Origin of the sequence: Streptomyces sp. NPDC050856, from assembly GCF_040653855.1 — a bacterium.
GTDB lineage: Bacteria > Actinomycetota > Actinomycetes > Streptomycetales > Streptomycetaceae > Streptomyces.
The window spans coordinates 119024-138891 of the sequence record NZ_JBFAGV010000011.1; the positions used below are offsets into that span (position 1 = coordinate 119024).

At 71.1% G+C, this 19868-nt stretch carries 15 protein-coding genes and 2 pseudogenes; 7 read left to right on the top strand and 10 right to left on the bottom strand.

The features are described from left to right. The first annotated feature begins 285 nt into the window (after nt 1–285). The gene (locus AB0H53_RS13295; protein ID WP_362110970.1) at nt 286–609 is read left to right on the top strand and encodes a hypothetical protein; all 324 of its coding nucleotides are present in this window, start codon (nt 286–288) and stop codon (nt 607–609) included. A gap of 827 nt (nt 610–1436) precedes the next feature. On the opposite strand, the gene AB0H53_RS13300 is transcribed toward AB0H53_RS13295, so the two are convergent. Further along, nucleotides 1437–1775: a hypothetical protein gene (locus AB0H53_RS13300; RefSeq protein ID WP_362110973.1), complete on the bottom strand. Its 339-nt coding sequence runs from the start codon at nt 1773–1775 to the stop codon at nt 1437–1439. Between the two features lie 523 nt (nt 1776–2298). Here AB0H53_RS13300 and AB0H53_RS13305 point away from each other — a divergent pair. The 3 genes from AB0H53_RS13305 (at nt 2299) to AB0H53_RS13315 (ending at nt 6308) form a co-directional block, all read left to right on the top strand. Then, the gene (locus tag AB0H53_RS13305; RefSeq protein ID WP_362110976.1) at nt 2299–3489 is read left to right on the top strand and encodes an FAD-dependent oxidoreductase; all 1191 of its coding nucleotides are present in this window, start codon (nt 2299–2301) and stop codon (nt 3487–3489) included. Between the two features lie 10 nt (nt 3490–3499). After that, entirely contained in the window at nt 3500–4438 is a 939-nt protein-coding gene (locus AB0H53_RS13310; protein WP_362110979.1) for a sigma-70 family RNA polymerase sigma factor, read from the top strand. Between the two features lie 385 nt (nt 4439–4823). Beyond that, on the top strand, nt 4824–6308 hold the full coding sequence (locus tag AB0H53_RS13315) for an FAD/NAD(P)-binding protein (RefSeq protein WP_362110982.1): 1485 nt from the start codon (nt 4824–4826) through the stop codon (nt 6306–6308). Between the two features lie 71 nt (nt 6309–6379). Here the strand turns inward: AB0H53_RS13315 and AB0H53_RS13320 are convergent, their stop codons facing one another. The 3 genes from AB0H53_RS13320 to AB0H53_RS13330 all read right to left on the bottom strand — a co-directional run bounded on the left by AB0H53_RS13320 (nt 6380) and on the right by AB0H53_RS13330 (nt 10903). Further along, nucleotides 6380–6574 (bottom strand): hypothetical protein, encoded by a 195-nt coding sequence (locus AB0H53_RS13320; protein WP_362110985.1) that lies wholly within the window; start codon nt 6572–6574, stop codon nt 6380–6382. Between the two features lie 290 nt (nt 6575–6864). After that, nucleotides 6865–8100 (bottom strand): PP2C family protein-serine/threonine phosphatase, encoded by a 1236-nt coding sequence (locus AB0H53_RS13325; RefSeq protein ID WP_362110988.1) that lies wholly within the window; start codon nt 8098–8100, stop codon nt 6865–6867. A 769-nt stretch (nt 8101–8869) separates the two neighbouring features. Further along, the gene (locus tag AB0H53_RS13330; protein WP_362110991.1) at nt 8870–10903 is read right to left on the bottom strand and encodes an amino acid transporter; all 2034 of its coding nucleotides are present in this window, start codon (nt 10901–10903) and stop codon (nt 8870–8872) included. A gap of 671 nt (nt 10904–11574) precedes the next feature. Here AB0H53_RS13330 and AB0H53_RS13335 point away from each other — a divergent pair. Beyond that, the gene (locus AB0H53_RS13335) at nt 11575–13143 is read left to right on the top strand and encodes a molybdopterin-dependent oxidoreductase (protein WP_362110994.1); all 1569 of its coding nucleotides are present in this window, start codon (nt 11575–11577) and stop codon (nt 13141–13143) included. Between the two features lie 447 nt (nt 13144–13590). Here AB0H53_RS13335 and AB0H53_RS13340 read toward each other — a convergent pair whose 3' ends face one another. Further along, nucleotides 13591–14334 carry an anti-sigma factor gene (locus AB0H53_RS13340; RefSeq protein WP_362110997.1) on the bottom strand — a complete coding sequence of 248 codons (744 nt, stop codon included), beginning with the start codon at nt 14332–14334 and terminating at the stop codon, nt 13591–13593. Continuing rightward, a complete protein-coding gene (locus tag AB0H53_RS13345; RefSeq protein ID WP_362111000.1) occupies nt 14331–14915 on the bottom strand; it encodes a sigma-70 family RNA polymerase sigma factor in 585 nt (194 codons plus the stop codon). Before AB0H53_RS13345 ends, AB0H53_RS13340 begins: the two co-directional genes overlap by 4 nt. A gap of 432 nt (nt 14916–15347) precedes the next feature. On the opposite strand from AB0H53_RS13345, the gene AB0H53_RS13350 reads away from it, so the two are divergent. After that, on the top strand, nt 15348–15992 hold the full coding sequence (locus tag AB0H53_RS13350) for a fasciclin domain-containing protein (RefSeq protein WP_362111003.1): 645 nt from the start codon (nt 15348–15350) through the stop codon (nt 15990–15992). A gap of 470 nt (nt 15993–16462) precedes the next feature. Here AB0H53_RS13350 and AB0H53_RS13355 read toward each other — a convergent pair. Then, nucleotides 16463–16798 (bottom strand): annotated as a pseudogene (locus AB0H53_RS13355) (IS5 family transposase); the annotation flags it as partial. A 39-nt stretch (nt 16799–16837) separates the two neighbouring features. Further along, nucleotides 16838–17719 carry an NAD(P)-binding domain-containing protein gene (locus AB0H53_RS13360; RefSeq protein ID WP_362111006.1) on the bottom strand — a complete coding sequence of 294 codons (882 nt, stop codon included), beginning with the start codon at nt 17717–17719 and terminating at the stop codon, nt 16838–16840. Nucleotides 17720–17828: 109 nt separating this feature from the next. Here AB0H53_RS13360 and AB0H53_RS13365 point away from each other — a divergent pair, with 109 nt between their 5' ends. Beyond that, nucleotides 17829–18401: a TetR/AcrR family transcriptional regulator gene (locus AB0H53_RS13365; protein WP_362111009.1), complete on the top strand. Its 573-nt coding sequence runs from the start codon at nt 17829–17831 to the stop codon at nt 18399–18401. Between the two features lie 220 nt (nt 18402–18621). Here AB0H53_RS13365 and AB0H53_RS13370 read toward each other — a convergent pair whose 3' ends face one another. Both AB0H53_RS13370 and AB0H53_RS13375 read right to left on the bottom strand, forming a co-directional pair. Beyond that, nucleotides 18622–19506 (bottom strand): IS701 family transposase, encoded by an 885-nt coding sequence (locus tag AB0H53_RS13370; protein WP_362111012.1) that lies wholly within the window; start codon nt 19504–19506, stop codon nt 18622–18624. Next, a pseudogene (locus tag AB0H53_RS13375) lies at nt 19413–19763 on the bottom strand (transposase); the annotation flags it as partial. The pseudogene AB0H53_RS13375 and the gene AB0H53_RS13370, both read right to left, overlap by 94 nt. Nucleotides 19764–19868: the final 105 nt, after the last annotated feature.

Here is a 19868-nt window from a genome sequence, read left to right on the forward strand (position 1 = left end):
CCCGCACATGCCCACCGGCAGCAACAACAGCGACCGACGGTGGCGCCGCGTCCCTCACCGGGGGCCGGGCCGGACCTGACGGAGCGGGAGGAGCGGCTGCGGGCCGGCGGGGCACGGGCAGCCGACGCCGCCGCGTCCGTCACGGTCGGAGCCACCCGGCTTCTCCACAGCGGGGTGACACCTCGGCGCGTCATAAAGGAAAAGGCATATACCGGGACTAATGTGCTGATTTGTCCGATTCCATCCAGCACTGATGATGTCGACTCCGACGGAAGTGGAGATGTTGTGCGCAAGCTTCGCAACGCCGCCCTGGTAGCTGCCATGCTCGGGAGTGTCAGCATGCTCGGGGCCGGTGCCGCCGCGGCCTCCGACACCTACGGCGACCAGGACGGCAACGTGGTCGTGTGCGATCAGCAGTCCGAGGTCAGCCGGGACACGTTCCAGCTCGGCCTCATCAACGTCGTCTCGGGGCCCATCACGGTCCTCGGCAGCGGCCCGGCGACCGCGGTCTCGGTCCAGCAGATCTGCAGCGGTGAGGACACCGTGGCCGCGAACGAAGCCGACGCCGAGACGGGGCCGGGACTCGACCTCGGCCTCGACCTTCTCTGACGTCGCGGAACGCGTACCAGCGCTCGCCGGTGAGCCGGAAGCGGGTGCCACCCGTTGAGCTCCTCGGCCGGCACGGGCCCGGGTCCGAACAACCGCTGTGCACCCATCCCGCAGGCCATGGCGGCTGGTCCGTCGACTGCCGGAACCACAGGAGGGCGACGCTCTCCAGGCCGTCGTAGTCGGGCGGTCGGTTGATGGGCCGCGAGCCGCTCACGCGAGATGCTCGGCTGGGCATTCCCAGCCGAGCATCTCGCGTGAGCGGTTGTCGTGTTGGGCCGCAGCGGCGTCCAGGGCTGCCGGGCCGGGACGTGACGGTGACACCGGCCGCCACGGCAGACCGCCGACGTCATGGGCACAGGGGCCCGAGCGCGCTCGGGCCTGGTCGGCACCAGAGCCGCTGGTCGCCCGGGGAACGAAGAACCCGGAGCCCTGGACCGGGCGCAGTGGCCGGGGCCCCGGAACCCCTGGGCACGGCGCACGATCCAGGGCCCGTCGTTCAAGAGGGCGATCGACAGTCGCGCCCTGGCGGTCAGGCCGGGACGCTTCCGGTCGCCGGCGCGGCGCCAACACAACAGCCGCTCAGGCAAGGCGCTCGGCCGGGAATCCCGGCCGAGCGCCTGCGTGAACGGCTCGCGGTCCACCGACCGACTGCCTTCGCGACAGGGCTCGAAAGCACCTTCCTGCGGTTCAGGCAGTCAACGGACTAGGCACCATGGCTCGCGGGACGGGCGTACAGCGGTTGTTCACTCTGCCGCCCAGGTCGGCCGAGCCCAGCGGGTACGCCCGTTTCCGGCTCGGCGGCGAGCACTGGTACGCGTCTCGCGTCGTCAGAGAAGATCGAGGCCGAGGATGAGGCCCGGCCCCGTCTCGGCGTCGGCTTCGTTCGCGGCCACGGTGTCCTCGCCGCTGCAGATCTGCTGGACCGAGACCGCGGTCGCCGGGCCACTGCCGAGGAGGGTGATGGGTCCGGTCGCGAGGTTGATGAGGCCGATCTGGGTGGTGTCATCGCTGATCTGAGACTGCTGCTCGCAGAGGACCACGTTGCCGTCCTTGCCCGTGTCCTCCTTGTCCCCGGTGGCGTGGGCGGCCGTTGCCACACCGGCTCCCATGATGCTGAAAATCCCGAGCGTGGCAGCTGCCAGGGCAGCATTGCGAATCGTGCGCACAACATCTCCACTTCCGTCAGAGGCGACGTGATCAGTGATGAGTGGAACCGTACAAACGTGAAGTTAAAAGATGTTTGCCCCGTTTCATAGCCAACTCCCCCATATGTCACCCTATCGGCCGCCCCAGCCCTGTGGGCAGTCCGGCGGTGCGCGGGGACGGAGCCCCTTCCCCGACGTGCGGACGCCTTCCGCCCGCAGGTCCACCCCGAGGCTCCATGGGAGGCCGCCGCGATCAGCGAGGGGGCCCGTACGCGAGGAGCCGTCGACGTTCGGGGAAGCGGGCCGTCGACGGGCGCGGGCACCGGATCCCTGGCGGGCACTGGACCGGCGGTATGGCTTCGGCCGGACGCGCAACGCACCGCAGGTGCGGCGCGCCCCCCGCCTGAGCTGAAGGCGGACGCAGGTGGTGCGCGGGACGACGAAACCGGTGCCGGTACCGGTGAGCCACGTCACACCCGGCTCCTGTCAGGAAGGGGAGCAGCGTCTCGTTCAAGGGGCACGCGAACGAGACAGGAGCAAAGCCATGAAGCACCGCATCGTCGTACTCGGCGCCGGATATGCCGGGGCCTTCGCCGCCGGAAACCTGGCCCGCCGCCTCTCCCCCGCCGACATCGAGATCACCGTCGTCAACGCCGAGCCCGACTTCGTCGAGCGGATGCGGCTTCATGAGCTCGCCGTCGGGCGGGACCTCCCGTTCCGCAAGCTCGCCGACGTGTTCGCGGGCACCGGGGTGCGGCTGCTGCTGGCGCGCGTCACCGGCGTCGACCCCGAGCGCAGGACCGTCGCAGTGGCCGGCGACGACGGCGACGGTGAGCTGGCGTACGACACCCTTCTCTACGCGCTCGGCAGCTCCGTCGCCCGCCATGGCGTCCCCGGCGTGGCCGAGTACGCCTTCGATGTGACCGGCCGGTCATCCGCGCTGCGTCTGCGCGAGCGCCTGGCCGGCCTGGGCGAGGGCGGCACGGTGCTGGTCGTCGGTGAGGGGTTGACCGGCATGGAGACCGCCACCGAGGTCGCCGAGTCCCGGCCCGACCTCTCGGTCGCGCTCGCCGCCCGTGGCGAGCCGGGTGACTGGCTCTCCCCCAAGGCCCGCCGTCACCTGCGCCGGGCCTTCGACCGGCTCGGCATCACCGTCCATGAGCACACCGGCATCGAAGCCGTCGAACCGATGCGGGCCGTCGCCGCCGGCGGTAGGTCCATTCCGGCCGAGGTGACGGTGTGGTCGGCCGGGTTCGCCGTGCATCCCCTCGCGGCTGCCAGCGGCCTGGAGGTCGCCGAGACCGGACAGATCGTCGTCGACCGTTCCATGCGATCGGTTTCGCACCCGGACGTCTACGCCGCCGGTGACTGCGCCTACGCGATCGGCGAGAACGGCCGGCCGCTGCCGATGTCCTGCGCCTCGGCCGGCTTGACCAACATGCAGGCGACCGCTGCGATCGTCGCCCGTCTGACGGGCGGCGAGGTCCCCATCACCGGGCTGAAGTACTACGGCAACCACATCAGCCTCGGGCGGCGGGACGCGATCTTCCAGATGGTGGACGGGGACGTCCGGCCGAAGTCCTGGTACCTGGGCGGCCGGACCGCCGCGCGGCTCAAGTCGGGCGTGCTCAAGACGGCCGGGTGGGGCATCGCCCACCCGACCTTCGGCATGCCGAAGCGCAAGCGCCGTCCGGTCGCCACGCCCGACCGGGCCGCTGTGCGGGTCGCGGCATAGGTTGTTCCGCATGGACGATGCGGCCGTCGATCGGTTCGAGGCCAGCCGGGGCCGGCTGGCCTCGCTCGCGTACCGTCTGCTCGGCTCGGCCGCCGACGCCGAGGACGCCGTGCAGGACACGTTCCTGCGCTGGCAGGCCGCGGACCGCGAACGGGTCGAGGTGCCCGAAGCGTGGCTGACCAAGGTCGTCACCCATCTCTGCCTCGACCGGCTCCGCTCGGCGCGGGCACGCCACGAGCGAGCGGCCGGTGCCTGGCTGCCCGAGCCGCTCCTCGACGGCGATCCGATGCTCGGCCCGGCCGACACCTTCGAGCAGCGGGAATCGGTGTCCTTGGCGGTGCTGACCCTCATGGAACGGCTCTCGCCGGTCGAGCGGGCCGTCTACGTCCTGCGTGAGGCCTTCCTGTACGGCCACGCCGAGATCGCCGGGATCCTCGACATCACCGAGTCCGCGAGCCAGCAGCATGTCCACCGGGCCCGGATCCGGGTCGCCGCCGAGCGCCGGCGCGGCGGCGAGGTCGACTCCGCGTCCGCGCGCCGGGTGGTCGAGGAGTTCCTCGCCGCCGCCGTGTCGGGGCGCACCGAACGGCTGGTGGCGCTGCTGACCGACGACGTGACGGCGGTCTCGGACGGTGCCGGACTGGGCAAGCGGCTGTTGCGGCGCCAGACGCCCGAGCGGGTCGCTTCCTACGTGCGGGCCGGGTTCAAGCCCACTGCGGCGAAGCGGCGGCTGGCCGGCGGCTCCCCCGCGTTCCATATCGCGCTGGTGAACGGCTCCCCGGCCGTCCTCGCCGTGGTCGAGGACCGGGTCGTGGGCACCGTGGTGTTCGAAGTCAGCGACGGCAAGGTCGCGTCCCTGCGCGGTATCGCCGCCGCGGACCGGCTCACGCGCCTCAACGAGGCCTGGCGGCAGCACGCACCCGGCGCGCCGCTCATCAGCTCGTGGTGACCTGCCACCGCAACTTGGGGACCTGGGTCGGAGTGAGGACCCGCACCGTTGATCGAGAGCGGAGGGAGGTTCGACCGGCAGTCGGACCCTGGAGCCACACCACCGGCGGACGGCCGGCGACACGGCAACGGACGGGTGAGGTGGCGACCGTCGTTGGCGGCGGGGCCGGCCGGCAAGGCTGAGCGGCGCCGGACGGCGGGGCGGCACCGGGAGTGGGCGACGGCGGGCCGTGTCCCGGACGGGCGGACGGGGACATCACCGCGGTTGACCCGTCGGAACACCTTGCAGGTGCGCCGACCGGGGATGGTCCCCGGCGGCGGGGAACGTCCCCGTCCCGCCGGGTGCCCGGGCGCGGCCAGGCCGGGGACCGGGTACGGGTAGCGCCATGGAGTATGCGGGCAGGAGCGTGGGCGGGCGCGGCCGGCGGGTGGTGGTCATCGGAGGCGGTGTCGCCGGGACGAGCCTGGTGGTTCAGTTGATGGCATCGCGGGACGCCGCCGGGGCCATCGCCTCGGTGGACGTGGTCGAGCCGCGTGCGGTGGGCTGGGGTCTGGCCTTCGGGGATGACGACCCCCTGTTGATGTGCAACAGCGCGGTGAACGTCAATTCCCTGCGCGCCGACCGTCCCGATGACTTCGCCATGTACCTGCGGGAATGCGGGTGGACGGGGCGAGCGGGGGATGTGGTGCCGCGCGGTGAGCTGGCGCGGTACTGCGAAAGGCGATTCCGCGCCGCGCGCCGGCAGGCGGCGCGATGGGGCATTCCGGTGCGGCATGTGCGGGGGGTGGTCACGTCGGTGCGTGTACGGGAGGAGGGCTACCGGGTGGTGCTTCGGGACGGCACGGAGGTGGCGGCCAGCGATGTCGTCGTGTGCGTCGGGGTGCACCGCGCGCGTGTTCCGGACGGATTCGCGGCGTACACGGATCACCCGCGGTACGTCGCCAGCCCGTACCCTTCCCGCAGGCTTCGGGGACACGTGCCGGCCGACTCACGCGTACTGGTGCTCGGCACTCGGCAGTCGGCGATCGACGCCGCGCTCCTGCTGTGCGGCGAAGGGCATCAGGTCACCATGGCCTCCCGCTCCGGGCGCTTGCCGGCCGTACGCGAAGCGCTCCGTGAACCCCCGGCCGCGCTCCCGTCACTTCAGCGCCTGGTCCGCCTCGATCCCACTGATCCGCTTCTCGCCCAGCGGCTCACCCGCTTGGCCGTCGAAGCGATCCGACTGCTCGACACCCGGCCACTGCGCCGGCAGACGTCACCGGCCGGCGATTCCGTCGAGCGGTTGCGGCAGGAGACCACGCTGGCGGAATCAGGCGCCTGCGCCTGGGCCGAGATCAGCGTCGCGCTGATCGAGGCCGTCATCGAACTCTTCCCCACCGTGCGGCCGGAGCGCCGCGGGGAACTGCTGGAGCGTTTCGCCTGGTTCATCGACCGCTACCTCACCGCCATGACCACCGTCAACGCCCGACGTCTGCTGCGGCACCTTTCCACCGGTGCGCTGCGTGTGAGTCCTGCCTACCCCCGCGACATCCAGGTGGAGAGTGACGGCTGGCACCTGCGATGGCCCAGTGGTGCTCGGGAGTCGTTCGACGTTGTCGTCAACGCCACGGGGTTCGAACTGCCCTGGCTGTACTGGGACGGTGAGCGGCAGGCGCTCCTTCTCGACCGGCCGTCACCGGACGCCCGCGTCGTCGACCGCCTCGACGACGAACTGCGGCTGACTCTCCGGCCCGCTCGGCCGCCGGAGCGCATCTGGGTGGCCGGTGTCGCCACCCACGTGCGCGTCCCCTTCTCCAACCACCTGCGTAACGTCGTCCGTCAAGCCGGGTGGGTCGCGGGGCAGCTCAGCCGCTCCGAAGGGGCGAGGTGACACGCGGACCGCAGACAAGGGCGGCCTCCAAAAACAGCGGGCGTCAGCGAGAGGCAGGGCAGCCCGGGTGATCAGCCCTGAGCCTGCTGATCGGCGAACCACTGTTGAAGTGCGGTATTGGCTTCGCCGGTCCCGACCGGGCCTACCCGTACGTCTTCGAGTACAACGTGGTCAACCCCGGCGGCCTCGACGAACGCCTCGCTCTCGGCCTGCCCGACCACACGCCCGAAACCGTCGAGGCGTTGCCGACTGAGGTGGCGGGCCACGGGGCGATGACGGTCCCCCCGGTGTTCGCTGACGGAGCTCGCCGGACCACCCGAGCACCACCGTCACTCACCGGCCGGGCACCGCTGCCCGTGACGCGACCGCCGGCCGGGCGGCTCCAGCGGCCCGCCTGACCGGCGGCCCGGCCGGCATTGGCGGCAGCCGCCTCGGGGCGGAACTGTACGTTTCTCCGTACGGTTCGGCATGGGCCCGGGGCCCGTACGGATGCCGGCGGTGCGCGTGCTGCTCGTGCTGGGCGATGCGCGTCGGGTGCCTGCGCGCCCGACGCCCGTCAGACCGTCTGTGAGGGGGAGGGTGAGGCGTCGGCCAGGCTCGCCCCCGTGTCGGCGGCGTGCCGTCGGGAGTGCCTGACGCCGTGCCAGTCCAGGCACATGATGGTGGCGTCGTCCTGGAGGTGACCGCCGTTCGCGGCAGTGACCTCGGCGATCACTGTTCGGGCGGCCTCACGCGGGTGCAGTGCGCTGGTGCGCGCGATCAGGCCCGCCAGGTCCACGTCGCGGGACCTGTGCTCAAGCATGCCGTCGGTGAACATGACCAGCCGGTCGCCGGCCCTCAGGTCCAGCCGCTGGACCTGATACTCGTGCGGGAAGCGGAAGCCGAACGGCATGTCGATTTTGACGCTGAGCTGCTCCACCCTCCCGTCACGCAGCCGCAGCGGCCAAGGGTGGCCCGCGTTGATGAATTCGGTGCCGCCGTCCAGCAGGCTGATGCGCAGGAGCTGACCGGTGACGTACCCCTGCCTGCCGTGGTCGAGCATCGTCTGATGCGCTTGCCGGGCCTGCTCCACCAGAGTGGCACCGGCTCGCCTGGCCCCGCGCAGCGCACCCACGGCGAGGGTGGCGAGCAGCGCGGCGTCGACGTCGTGGCCCATGGCATCGGTCACGGACAGCTGTACGGCGTCGCGGTCGATCACGTAGTCGAAGGTGTCACCTCCGACGTGGTCGGCAGGCTCCAGCGCTCCGGCGACCGTGAACTGTGCGGCCTCGCAGGCGAGTGATGACGGCAGCAGCCGGTGCTGGATCTCCGCGGCCAGGCTCAGCGGGCGGGTGCGGCGGCCCCATTGGTAGACGTCGGTGTACGACCGGTTCGCGATGACGATGTAGGCCAGGGCGTGCGCGGTCTCGCCGATCTGCCGCATCGCGATGTCGTCGGGCACCGAGGGGAGGAAGAGTTCCAGCAGGCCGATGGCATCCCCACGGTTGGTGACGGGAGCGATGACTCGAACCGTGCTCCCGCCGTCCTCGGTCCGGGTGGCCGGCTGCTGGGTCCGGATCACCTCGTCGTACAAGGTGCCGGGCAGGTCGATGCGCTGGACCGGCCGGTCGGTCTCGACTTCCCCGGCGGCGCCGAGGCGCACCACTGAGGTGCCGGTGAAGTCCGTGATGAGGAAGGAAACCCTTTTCGCGCCGAGGCGCTGCCTGAGCATGCGGGCGACGACGTCGAGCGATTCCACCGGCGGAGCGGCTTCGGCCGCGGCCAATGCCCCGGCCAGCCCCCCACTCCCCATGGGGCGATCGGTGTCCGGAGAGAGCTGTGCGCCGGCCGCGCTGCCAGCGTCCGGCGGATGTGCGCTCACCTGATGCCCCTCCCGTTGGCTGGACGTCCGCACTCCTCGCACGGGAGAAGACGAAATGCCGTTGAACGACGAAATCCTAAGTGCCGGTCGCGAAACGTGGGAAACGACCTCGCGGCCGAGGGCGTGATCCGAGCCCTGCCGTCGGTTTTCCCTGAGTACCTGCTCCATGACCTTTCGGAGCACGTCTTTCTCGACGCGACCTGGACGACGTGGTCAGCGCGAGCACGTGGACGGTCCACCGGCAGCTCACCGCCCTCTTCCGGCCGCCGGCCCGTGGGGCCGCCGGCCCGTGGGAACCGGGCGGGGTGGGCGAGCTCGCCGGCGCAAGCCGGTGGGACGCCGATGAACACCCGCGTGCTGGGCTGCGCGCCTGGCACTGCCCTGGTCACGGCGTGCTCGTCTTCGACAGGTGGGCCTGGCGCTGGCCCGTCATCCGCCGTCTCCCGGCCGTCCGTGGGGCACCGGAGCGTGGCGGGGCGGTACGGACCCCAAGCGGGTGACAACACTCCCCGCATGGCACGAGTACATGGGCGAGGCGGGCCCCGACACCAGCGGGCCTGCCGGACCTCGCCGGCCCGAGGCCCGAGCCATGGCGCGGCCTGGCGACACGAGCCGGCAAGCTCGTCCTTGTCCACCAGGCCGCGCTCCGCCTCGCCGGCGCCCTCCTCCAGGACCCGGCTTCCGTCCGAAGAGACGGAACCTAGCCGCCGACGTGGATGCCGGGGCGGCGGTCGGGGTCGGGTTCGTGTTTGCGGATGATCTCGCGGGTGACGGGTGCGGTGTCGCCGCGACCGAGGAGGAAGTAACGGAACATGTGCTTCAGCGGACTGCCTTCGGCCCAGGCGAAGTAGCAGTGCGGCTGAACCCCGGTGGAATCGCGCAGGGCGAGCAGGATGGCGGCGATGGCGTTGGGAGCGGCGGGCGCTTCGGCACGCAGGACGCGGTATCCGTCGACCTCTGTGCCGTGGACGGTGAGGGTCTCGCTGAAGTCCGAGGGGTCCACGACGTCGATTTCGAGGAACAGCACGTCAGCGGGGGCGGGGACCGGGTTGGTGCCGCGCTGCTCGCGTTCCTTGGCGCTGTACTCGGCGTGGTCACCGGCCTGACGGCGGTTGGCGATGATGTTGATGGCGTCGTCGTGGGCGAGGGAGTCGGCGATGAAGCGACGGGCCGCCGGGTCGAAGGCGATGCGGTCGGCTCGCAGTTCGGTGGTGCGGGAGACCCGGGATATCAGCGAGACGACGATGATGCCGGCGATGAAGAAGCCGGATATGGCGATGCCGTCGGGTTTGTCGATGATGTTGGCGACCAGGGCGTAGAGCAGGACGGCCGTGAGGAGGGCGAAGCCGATGGTGGTGGCTCGACGGCGGCGGCGCGCGACGGAGACGGTGACGGCGAAGGCACCGGAGACCATCATGGCGAGGATGCCGGTGGCGTAGGCGCCGGCCTGGGCGGCGACGTCGGCGTCGAACGCGATGGTGATGATGATGCACAGGGCCGTGTAGACGATGACCACGGGGCGTACCGCTCTTCCCCACTCAGGGGCCATGCCGTAGTCGGGCAGGTAGCGGGGGACGATGTTGACCAGTCCGGCCATGGCGGAGGCGCCGGCGAACCACAGGATCAGGATGGTGCTGATGTCGTAGACAGTGCCGAACGTCTCTCCGACGTGCTCGTGGGCCAGCCAGGCCAGCGCGCGGCCGTTGGCCGCGCCGCCGGCCTCGAACTCCGCATGAGGGATGAGGACGGTGGTGACGAAACTGGCGGACAGCAGGTAGACGCTCATGATGAGCGCGGCGGTGGTCAGAAGCCTGCGGGTGTTGCGGATCCGTGCACTCAGCCTGCGTTCCGGGGTCTCACCGTCCGCGGCCACGAGCGGCATCATGCTCACCCCGGTCTCGAAGCCGGACAGGCCGAGCACCAGGAGCGGGAAGGCCAGCAGCGCCGGCCCCATCAGGTCACCGAAGCCGCCCCCGCCTTCGACGAGAGTGTCCGTCCAGGCCGGCCACGCGCCCGGTGTTTCGACGAGAGTGTCCGTCCAGGCCGGCCACGCGCCCGGTGTGGTGAACACGTGCACCAGACCGACGGCGATGACCACGGCGTTGAGGACCAGGAAGATGGCGACGAGGGGGATGGCGACGCCGACCGCTTCGCTGAACCCGAGCAGGAACACCCCTCCGAGCACCAGCAGCAACGCCACCGTGAGGGCGACCTCGTGGCCGTGCAGGGCCGCGGGGAAGAAGGGGTTCTCCACCACGTGTACGGAGGCGTCCGCAGTGGACAGCGTGATCGTGATGATCCATGACGTGGCCACGAAGCCCAGCAGGACCAGGACGAAGAGCTTGCCCCACCAGAACGGCAGCAGATCCTCCAGCATCGCCACCGACCCGGCACCATGCGGGCTCTCCTTCGCCACCCGCCGGTACATGGGCAGCATGCCCAGCAGCGTCAGCGCCACGATCAGCAGCGTCGCCAGCGGCGAGACCGCTCCGGCCGCCAGGGCGGCGATCGCCGGCACGTAGGCCAGGCTGGAGAAATAGTCCACCCCGGTGAGGCACATCACCTTCCACCAGGCGTGGGACTCGGCGTGTCCCTCACCGGCCGCAGGCCCGACCGGCTGCACCCGGTGGTGAAGCAGCCACCGCCCCAGCCTTCCCGTCGGCTGGGCCCGCAGAGCTGGACTCTCCACCACTTCCGGCACCGCGCGTGCCGCCACCTCGTCCATGTCCCCCATCACTCTCTCGCGTCTTCAACCAGTGGTCACAACGGTCATGGCACGACGGCACCACAACGATCACCGAGTATGCGGCCTACCCCCAGCCAGGGCACACACGCGGTACGCGGACCAGCCGGGATACCGGCCGCGTCCCGCCGCACTCGCCCGCGAGCCCCTCGACGTCCCTGCGACGTCCCTGCGACGTCCTCCGCGACGTCCTCCGCGACGAACGCCTCACCGGCACGGCGGGTGGCCAGGCCGGCGACGTCACCCTCCTCGCCGCCGGCCCATTCCCTCAACCGGGCGCGGGCACAGGGGCGGCGACGGCTCCGGGAGGGGCAGTACGACGTAGGGGCGGCCACCGGGGAATCGGTGCCGCGCTCCTCCGGCTCGTCGTCCGGGCCGCCACCCGCCTCCAGGTGTCCCGCGCGCGCTGTCGCCGCCGCACGGCCGTGTACCAGTCCCCCACCGGCCAGGAAGCGGCTGTCCCGGCGCCGAGCCGATCCCCGGCTCAGCGAGCGTGGGCGGCCTGGTACCGGGCGCCGGGAGACCTCGGGCAGCGCCGCGCACCCGGGGGCCGGCTCAGGCCTTCCGCACGCCCGCCCTCGACCGGGAACGTCAAGCACCCCCTGGGGGCGTCCTGTCGCGGCGGACCCAATCCGTCCGCGGTCCGGCTCCGAAGAGGTCGTGTGACTGCTTCTGGAAGTTCCTGGTTCCGTCGGCTGCTCGCCGGGCTGAGCGGATTGCTCGCCGGATACGCGGCGCTCGCGATTGCCGAGCTCGCCGCCGCCGCCGTCCGCCCCGAGGCGGGTCCGGTCACGGCAGTGGGTGGAGCGGCCATCGACCGTACCCCCGCGCCGGTGAAGGACTGGGCGATCCGCACCTTCGGCGAGAGCGACAAACTGGTCCTGCAGCTGGGCATTGTCGCCGTCCTGGCGGCCCTCGCCGTGGTGCTGGGTCTGCTGGCGTTGAGGCACCGGCGGACGGGCGCGGCCGGGGTACTACTGTTCGGCGTGGTGGGAGCCGTCGCGGCCATGAGCCGACCGGACTCCGACTCCTTCGCCGACGCGGTGCCGTCACTGGCGGGGGCGCTCGCCGGGGCCGCGCTCCTCTTCCGGCTGACCGGCCGGCTCGTCGCTCCGGCGCGCGCCCGGGGGCCGGAGGAGGGCTTCGACCGGCGCGCCTTCCTCATCACCGCCGGCGCCGCCGCGGTGGCGTCCACCGGCGCCGGTGCACTGGGCCGGACGCTGGGCGTGTCGCGTGGGCGCGACGCCGTGTCCTCCCGATCGGCCGTCGTCCTGCCCCGTCCGGGCTCGCCTGCCGCGCCGGTGCCCGAGGGGGCGCGGCTGCGCGTCGCCGGTGTCAGCCGGTTCATCACTCCCAACAAGGACTTCTACCGTGTCGACACCGCCCTGGTGGTGCCCAAGGTGGATGCCGGGCGCTGGCGGCTGCGTGTCCACGGCCGGGGGGTGCGCAGGCCCCTCGTGCTCTCTTTCCAAAACCTGCTCGACCGGGAACTGGTCGAGCGGGACATCACGCTCGCCTGTGTCTCCAACGAGGTCGGTGGCCCGTACGTGGGCAACGCCCGCTGGCTCGGCGTGCGCCTGGCCGACGTGCTGGCCGAGGCCGGTGTGCGGGCGCCGTCCCAGGGCGGCCCGGCCGATCAGCTGGTGGCCCGGTCCGTGGACGGCATGACGCTCGGCTCACCGGTCGAGGAGGTGATGGACGGGCGCGACGCGCTGCTCGCCGTCGGGATGAACGGCGAGCCGCTGCCCTTCGATCACGGTTTCCCGGTCCGCATGGTGGTGCCCGGCCTGTACGGCTACGTCTCGGCGTGCAAGTGGATCGAGGACATCGAGCTCACCACCTTCGACGCCTACGACCCGTACTGGGTCAAGCGCAAGTGGGCCCGCAAGGCGCCCGTGAAGACCCAGGCCCGCATCGACACACCGAAACCGTTCGCCCGCCCGGCCACCGGGACGGTCATGGTCGCCGGCGTCGCCTGGGCCCAGCGCCGGGGCGTCGACCGCGTCGAGGTACGTGTCGACGACGGCCCGTGGCAGCAGGCCGACCTCGCCGCCGAGGACACGATCGACACCTGGCGCCAGTGGTCCTTCCCCTGGCGGGCCACCCCGGGCAGCCACACCCTGACCGTCCGCGCCACCGACCGCACCGGACGGACACAGACGCAAAGACGCACCCGCACGATCCCCGACGGGGCGAGCGGGTGGCATTCAGTGGTGGTCAGCGTGGACTGACCCCTCGGGTTCCTCCTGCGCCGCTGCTCCTCGTCGTGGCCGGCGCACCCTGGTCGAGCCCACGCCACCGGATCCGGGACGGCACCGACCTGCCCCTCACGCGGGCAGCCTCGGCCGGCGGTGGGCCGGAGGGGACTTCACCGGCCCGGGACGGGGCTCGCGGACCGGTGTTCGTGGTGAGCCATGAGGAGCGGTCCTCCCGCCGCGCCGGATGACGGCCGTCCCCCCCCGGACTCCCACGGTGTGGTACCACGCCGGCCTCGCCGGTGCAGCGCGCGGCCGCCGCGAGTGTCCACGGACGGTCCAGGCGTTCATCGGCTTCCGGCGGGCCCGTGCTCCGTGTGGCGTCGCGGCGTGCGCCTCCGCCGTACGGGCTCGGCGACCTGGAGGAGGGCGGCTCGCGCTCCCCGGGAGAAACCGCGAGCCGCCCGGCAGCGCCGTCGCCCCTCAGGCGGGAAGCGACATGAGCATCACGGGAGGGGTGGTGGGCCGCGGTGACCCGCCGGCCGGTTCCACCGTGACGCCCATCCCGGTGGCGCCGTCGACGCCGCCCTCCATCATCAGGCTGCCGTCGCCGCCGAGGAGACCGGCCGGCCTCATCGTGCCGCCGTCGTCGAACCACAACTGGTACGTCTTGCCGGAGGCCGGTTCCGGCAGGCCGGACGCGAGGAACACCGCGCTGTTCTCCTCCCGGGAGACGACCACGGTGGCCTTGGCGCCGCCCTTGCTCCCCGTGACGGTGCGGGCGTCGGGGGCCACCAGCACCCGGGCCATGTCGGCCGCCCGCTGTTCCGCCCGTCGTGCCTGTTCCTCCGCTTGCCGTGCCTCCTGGTGCTGCCAGAGAGCCACGCCACCGAACGCGGTGGCGACCGCGACACACGCCGCGAGGACGAGACGAGGCAGCCGGCCGGTGCGGCCGGGAGCGGTTCGCGGTGTGATCGCGCCGGACGCCATTGCCGGGGGAAGCTGGCGGACGGTGGTGATCTGGGCCAGGACCTGTTGCTTCATCGCGGCCGGTGGGGCGGAGGCCACGGCGGTTCCCAGGCGGGCGGCTGTGGCGGAGAGCTCGCGCACCTCCTGGGCGCACGCGGGGCAGTCCCGCACGTGGCGCTCGAACTCGGCGCGCTCGTCGTCCGGCAGCGCGTTCAGCGCGTACGCGCCGGAAGGGGCGTGCAGGTGTTCCTCGTTCACGCGTTCACTCCCATGCAGTCCCGCAGCCTGATCAGCCCGTCACGCAGACGCGTCTTGACCGTCCCGAGGGGCGCGGACAACGAGGCGGCGACCTCCCGGTAGGTGTACCCCTGGTAATAAGCCAGTGTCACCGCCTGCTTCTGCAGCTCGGTCAGGGACCGCAGGCACCGTCGTACCTGTTCGCTCTCCAGCCGGACCGTCACTTCCTCGCTGACCTGGTCGTACGCGGGCGTGTGCTCCCGGCGAGCACTGCGCCGGTCGCGGTCCGTGGCCGCCTGTTCGGAGCGGACGCGGTCCACGGCACGGCGGTGAGCCATGGTCATCACCCATGTCATGACGCTTCCCCGCTCCGGACGGAACCGGGCGGCGTGGCGCCACACCTCCACCATGACCTCCTGCGCCACTTCCTCGGACTGGGCCGGATCCCTGAGCACTCTGAGCACCAGCCCGAAGACCGGCCCCGCGATCGAGTCGTACAGCGTGGCGAAAGCCTGCTGGTCACCGCCCGCCACCTGCGCGACGACCTCCGCCAGATCCGGCTCGCGCCGGGTCGGCCCACCCACGCGTTCGATCTCCCTCACCGCGTACCCGCCCTGCTGGCGCGGCCCCTCGGCCGGGCGGCGACCTGATGGTCGTCCATGAGCGACCCCTTCATCCGTGTCGTCCTGGGAGGAAACGGTGCACACCTCTGCTTCCGCTTCCTTGCTTCCTTGCGCTTCCTTGCTTCCTTGCGCTTCCTCGCGCCGACTCGTAGCCGATTCGTGGCCGAGCCGTTCGCGGATGGGTCCGCGGACCGCCCGCCTGTGTGACCTTCCCCGTGGTGAGGCTCCACAGGAAAATGTTCCGGCCCAGGACCAATCCCTTCCGGCGGTATCTCCGAATGGGGGACGTGAGGGCAGCGGCAGGACTCCTCACCAGTTCCGGGGCTTCGAGCCGGTCCTGTCCGCTGCCCTCCTCGACCCCGCTCGGCACCCGCACGGCGGTGCCGGCATTCCTCACCAGGAGACCGACCCATGCTCACGATCCGCTCCCGCCGCGTTCTCGCCGCTGTCGCAGCAACCGCCGCCCTGCCCCTCGCCCTCACGGCCTGTGGCATGGACGACTCGAACGATTCGACGTCGGACGCGTCGGCCACCGCTGCCGCCTCCACTCCGGGCGGAACCGCGGAGAAGGCCACGGCGGCCGGGCCGTTCGGCCCGGCCTGCGCGTCGGTACCCGAGGAAGGGGCGGGCAGCTTCGGCGGAATGGCGAAGGACCCCGTCGCCACCGCCGCGTCGAACAACCCGGCACTGTCGACCCTCGTCACCGCCGTGAAGAAGGCCGGTCTGGTCGACACCCTGAACAACGCGCAGAACATCACGGTCTTCGCACCGACCAACGACGCCTTCGCGAAGATCCCGAAGGCGGAGCTGGACAAGGTCCTCAACGACAAGGCGACGCTGACGAAGATCCTCACCTACCACGTCGTCGGCCAGAAGCTCACTCCCCAGCAGCTGGAGAGCGGCACGTTCGACACTCTGGAGAAGAGCTCCCTGACCACGTCCGGCTCGGGCGAGTCCTACAAGGTCAACAACACCGCGAACGTCGTGTGCGGCAATGTGCCCACGGCGAACGCCACCGTCCACATCGTCGACACCGTCCTCATGCCCAAGATGTGACCCGGACGGCGGACGGGCCCGGGCACCGTCCGGGCCCATCCGCGGCACGGTCGGTCACGAACAACGGACATGAACCCGGAAACGGTGTGCCACACGGCGGCCGGTGGACGCGCGGAGCTACGCCACCGCCTCATCACCTGGCATCTGGACGCGGTGATCGACGACGCTCTGATCGTCATCACGGAACTGGCCGAGAACGCCGCACGCCATGGCGCGCCGCCGGTGAGCATCCGCGTCGGCCGCACGCTGGACTCGGACGGGCAGCCCCACCTGCTTCTCGAAGTGGACGACGCCGGAGCGGGCATCGACATCGAGTACGTACGAGCCCGTTGGCGACACCCCTCATACGCCGGCTTCGCCTGCCGCCCCGTTTTCACCAGCGGATCGCGCGGGCTCGCCGCTGTCGGCGTACCTGACTCACCTCTTGCCTCACCGTTCTTCGAAGGGCTCGACGACACGAATGAGCCGTGCTTGGGTGCCCCGGCGGCATGCTGGTGGGCACGTACTGAGGTGGAATCGAGTTGATGTCCCAGTCGATGTCCCCTGTGGCGTCAGCGACGGCCTGGACATGCTGCAGGAGCCTGTCCCAGGTGCCGTCCGCCGACCACAGCAGGTGCCGCTTGTGGACGGTCCGCCACGGGCCGAACCGCTGAGGCAGTTGACCACTGCACTCCGGTGCTCAGCCGGTGAATGATTCCGTTGATCACCTGGCGGTGGCTGCGCCATCGGCCGCATCGGTTACCGCTCACCGGCAGCAGCGGCTCCAGCATGGCCCACTCTTCGTTGGTCGGATCACCTCTGCTGATCATGTCCGGCGCAGTGAAGTACTCGTCGGGCAGGCGCGATTATACCTCGGCCTTCTTCATCAGCTCCACCAGGGTGGAGAAGCTGTCCGCGGCGTGGCCGGCGTCCATGCCGCGCTGAAAGAGCTCGACGACCGCGGTCGGAAGCGTGGTGTCGACTCCCGCGTCGGCGTTGGTGTGCAGGACGTGCTCGACGCTGGCCATCCCCATGGCGAGGCGGTCCACGTCGCCGATGTGCCGGCCGGCGTCGATGCGCTCGGCGTAGAAGGAGAAAAAACCCGGCAGCGAGTTCGCGGTCTCCACGGCGTGCGGCAGGATGTCCGCTGCCGTCAGGCCGTTGGCGTCGGCGAGGGTGATGGCCTGCCAGTAGCTCAGCATGGAGGTCCAGAACATGACCATGCCGATCTGGTACATGAGCGCGGCGAGCCCGGGGTCCTCTCCCCGGTGGTCGGTCCGTCCCGTGATGACTTCGAGTGCAGGCCGGTGCTGGTCGAAGACCTGGCGCGGGCCGCTGTAGAAGGTCGACGATTCGGCCTGCCCGATCCCGGAGGGCGGCACGGTGACGCCGCCGGTCAGCTGGACGGCGCCCCGCTCGGCCGCCCAGAGGGCCGCGGCCCGGGCCTTTTCGGGCGTGTCCGAACTGAGGTTCACCAGGGTCCGGCCGGTCAGTGCGGCCGCGGCGGGCTCGAGCGTGGTGTACATGGCGTCGTAGTCCGTGAGGCTGAGGATCACCAGCTCATTGGAGGCAAGGGCCTCTTCCACGTTCGGCGCGAGCGCCGCCCCGCGCGCGACCAGGGCGTCCGCGCGCGACGCGGTGCGGTTCCAGACGGTGACTTCGTATCCGCGGTCGAGGAAGGCGCCGGCCATGGCCTGCCCCATGGGGCCGAGGCCGATGACGGTGACCGACTGCTTGGTGCTGCTCATGATGAGGGCTCCACCTCTCGCTAAAACGAACGATCTATTTAGAGCGTGGTGAGAACGTACCACAGCTCTAGAACGAGCGCTCTACTCAATGGGCCGCTACGGTGGCTGCATGCAGACCAGCACACGGGACCGGATCGTCGTCGCCGCATCACGCCTCCTGCAGCGGCAGGGCTACGTCGGCACGGGAATCAAGCAGATCGCCCAGGAGGCGCAGGCCACCCTCGGCTCCGTCTACCACTTCTTCCCGGGCGGCAAGGAGGCCGTCGCCGTCGCCGCGATCAAGCACAGCACCGAGGAATTCGCGACGCTCCTACGGAAGGCACTGGACAGCGAGGAAGACCCGGCGGAGGCCGTGATGGCCTGCGCCCGACAACTCGCCGATGAACTGCGCGAGTCGGGCTGGATCGACGGTTGCCCCATCACGGCAGCGGCCCTGGAGACGCTCGGCACCGACTCGGAGATCCAGCAAGCGTGCGCCGACGCACTGCGCGGCTGGGAGCAGTTGGTCCGCGACAAGCTGCTGCGCTGCGGCTTCCCCTCCCAGAGCGCCCGGGGACTGGCGACCACCGTCATCTCCGCCCTGGAAGGTGCCGAAGTCACCGCCCAGGTCCACCGCAGCGAGGAACCCCTACAAGTGGCGGGCCAGCAACTCGCCCGCCTCGTACGCTCATACGAGGTCTAGTAGTGCTTCGCTAAGTTCTGCCTTGTCTGCGGCGGCTTCGCGGGTTGGGCAGGGGTCGTCCGCAGGTGGTGCAGGTGCCGGTCCAGCACCTCAGCAGGTTGAAGGAGATCGCGGACCTGGTAGAAAGTCAGGCCGGCGTCTGGGCTTTTGGGTCGAGCCGCCGGAAGGTGAGGAAGGCCTGGGCGGCGGTGACGAGGGTGACGTGGTGGTGCCAGCCGCGTCAGGTGCGGCCCTCGGAGTGGTCCAGTCCCAGACCGTGCTTGAGCTCGCGGTAGTCGTGCTCGATCCGCCAGCGCATCTTCGCCCACCGCACCAGGTCGGCAACCGGTGTGGTGGCGGGCAGGTTCGAGATCCAGTAGTCCGTCGGAGCGTCCTGGCCGTGCGGCCACTCGATCAGGAGCGTCCGGGTGGGCAGGACGCCGTCCCACCGGCTGCGGCCGCCGCCTGCCTCCTGGACCGCTGCCAGGGACTGCTTGCCCGCCGGCCGCACTGTCAGCACCGTGAATCGTGAGGTCATCGCGCCTTGGCTGCCGCGGCGCCAGGTCACCTCGGCGAAGCGGCCGGCACCGGCCTCGGCTGCGAGGGCGGAGACGGCCCGCGGTGGGGTGCGGTAGCGGGGCAGCGTCGGCGGACCGAGCCCGCCATAAGCAGGCTGGTGCGGCCGGGCATTCTCCGGACGGGCGACTTCCTTCCCGGTCAGTGCCAGGACATAGGCCAGCCCTCGCTCCTCGAGACCGAGCCGGAACGGGGTGCTGACGCCGTAGCCGGCATCGGCGACCACCACCGGGGCCTTCAAACGCCACTCGTCGAGCGTGTCGAGCAGACCGAGCGCCAGACGCCACTTCTCCTGGTGGACGATGCCGTCGGGGACTCCGGCCCTGCGGTAGCGGTCCGGCTCCTCCGTCCACTCGCGCGGCAGATACAACTGCCATTCCAGCGGACAGGACGCGGTGTCGGTGGCGGCATGGACACTGACCGCGACCTGACAGTTCGCCCGCTTGCCGACCGCCCCGCAGTACTGCCGGGCCACCCCACCGACGCGGCGCCGCACGTGGGGAACGACACATCGTCGATGACCCACACCTCGGGCTGGACCGTCTCGCACAGCCGCTCGGCGATCCGCCGCCGCACCGGCAGCGGATCCCACGGCGACTGGTTCACGAACTGCTGCAGGGCCTGCATGTTCCCGTCCGGCAGCCGCTCGGCCATCGGCTGGACCGACTTGCGCCGGCCCTCCAGCATCAGACCCCGCAGACAACACGCACCCCACCGCCGCTGATCCCGCCGCGGCACCGAGGCGAACACATCGGCAACGAACTCCGCCAACTCACCCCGGAGCCGTTCCACCTCCCCCAGCCTCATACCGGAGAAGATGCCCACCACCAGGCAAGATCACCCGACGTAACGAAGCACTACTAGGGCGTGCCCGGCGGATCAGGGCCGGGCAGGCCCTGGCCACCGTCGGCA

Bases quoted from the DNA above. Each gene is read 5' to 3' on its own strand.
- AB0H53_RS13305 (WP_362110976.1), top strand. From the start codon at position 2,299: ATGAAGCACCGCATCGTCGTACTCGGCGCCGGATATGCCGGGGCCTTC.
- AB0H53_RS13360 (WP_362111006.1), bottom strand. From the start codon at position 17,719: ATGAGCAGCACCAAGCAGTCGGTCACCGTCATCGGCCTCGGCCCCATG.
- AB0H53_RS13315 (WP_362110982.1), top strand. From the start codon at position 4,824: ATGGAGTATGCGGGCAGGAGCGTGGGCGGGCGCGGCCGGCGGGTGGTG.
- AB0H53_RS13310 (WP_362110979.1), top strand. From the start codon at position 3,500: ATGGACGATGCGGCCGTCGATCGGTTCGAGGCCAGCCGGGGCCGGCTG.
- AB0H53_RS13350 (WP_362111003.1), top strand. From the start codon at position 15,348: ATGCTCACGATCCGCTCCCGCCGCGTTCTCGCCGCTGTCGCAGCAACC.
- AB0H53_RS13365 (WP_362111009.1), top strand. From the start codon at position 17,829: ATGCAGACCAGCACACGGGACCGGATCGTCGTCGCCGCATCACGCCTC.
- AB0H53_RS13325 (WP_362110988.1), bottom strand. From the start codon at position 8,100: ATGGGGAGTGGGGGGCTGGCCGGGGCATTGGCCGCGGCCGAAGCCGCT.
- AB0H53_RS13330 (WP_362110991.1), bottom strand. From the start codon at position 10,903: ATGGGGGACATGGACGAGGTGGCGGCACGCGCGGTGCCGGAAGTGGTG.